The following is a 1,187-nucleotide window of genomic DNA, read 5'->3' on the forward strand; positions in this document are numbered from 1 at the left end:
GCGCCACCGGTCCCCGAGCGGCTCGAGGCCCAGGGTCTCTTCCGTGTCACCGCTGATCTGCAGCCCGTTGCGGTCCACGATCGCCACCAGCCGGTCCAGCCCCTGGGCGCCGGCCGCCATCGCGGCCTCCCAGACCGAGCCCTCCTGCAGTTCGCCGTCGCCCAGTACGACGAAGCAGCGCCGGTCACTGCCGTCCAGCCGGGCGGCGAGCGCGAAGCCGACTCCGAGCGGCAGCCCGTGTCCGAGCGACCCGGTCGGCATCTCGACCCCGGGGACGGCCGGATTCGGGTGTGCGGTGAACATGCTGTCCGCAGTGCCGTAGCTCGCCAGCAGCTCCATGGGGAAGAAGCCCCGCTCCGCCAGGACCGCGTACAGTCCGATCGCGCCGTGCCCCTTGCTCAGCAGCAGGATGTCCCGGTCCGGGGCCTGCGGCCGTCGCGGGTCGATCCTCAGCACGTGCCGGTAGAGCGTCACCAGGATCTCGACCATGGACATCGATCCGCCGAGGTGTCCGCCTTCCGGGTTGGCGCACATCCGCACGATGAGTTCCCGTGCCGTACGCGCGTGGTCGTCGCTCATCGGTTCTCTCCGGTGAGGTGCTCGCCCAGTTCGGCCAGGGCACGGGTCAGCACCCCGATGGCGAACAGGTACTCGGACAGTTCGATGTGTTCCCGGTCGGAGTGGTCCAGGCCGCTGTCCCCCGGCCCGTAGGTGGCCATCGGCACGCTCCACCGCTCCGCCAGGGTGTTCATGTCGGAGGTGCCGGTCTTCACGGACAACGCGCCCACCAGTCCCTCGGCGTCGAAGCCCGGGGGAATCCGGACACTGAACTCCGCGGTGGCCGCACTCAGGCCACCACTGATCGACACCAAGGTCGGTCCAGGACTGTCGAACCGGGCGTGGCTCGCTTCCGGGCCGAGCAGGTCCAGCAGCTCCGTCCACGCCCGCGCCGCGAGTTCGGAGGCCTTGGGCACGACGTTGCTGGGATGGGTCGCCTCGCACCGTACGTGGTAGCGGAGGTCGAGCTTTCCCTTGTACCCGAGGACGACCGTGTCGCAGCCACTGGGCTCGCCGATGATCAGCGCGTCCGGCGGCTCGTGCGTACGGCGGATCTCCACCGCGCCCCGGGACATCGCGGTCTCCTCCTCCACAGCGCCCACGACCACGATCCGGCCGCGGAACCGCGT

General features: G+C 70.3%; 2 protein-coding genes. Both read right to left on the minus strand.

Annotation, left to right across the window (positions count from 1 at the left end; all coding sequences use genetic code 11):
• On the minus strand, positions 1–579 hold a 579-nt coding region (locus ACFV9O_RS40295; RefSeq protein WP_385428040.1), incomplete at its 3' end, for a transketolase.
• Positions 576–1,187: M20/M25/M40 family metallo-hydrolase (locus ACFV9O_RS40300; protein ID WP_385428043.1), on the minus strand; the 612-nt coding region annotated here is incomplete at its 5' end. The genes ACFV9O_RS40300 and ACFV9O_RS40295, both read right to left, overlap by 4 nt.

This window comes from Streptomyces sp. NPDC059909 (genome assembly GCF_042730885.1).
In the GTDB taxonomy this organism is placed as follows: Bacteria; Actinomycetota; Actinomycetes; order Streptomycetales; family Streptomycetaceae; genus Streptomyces.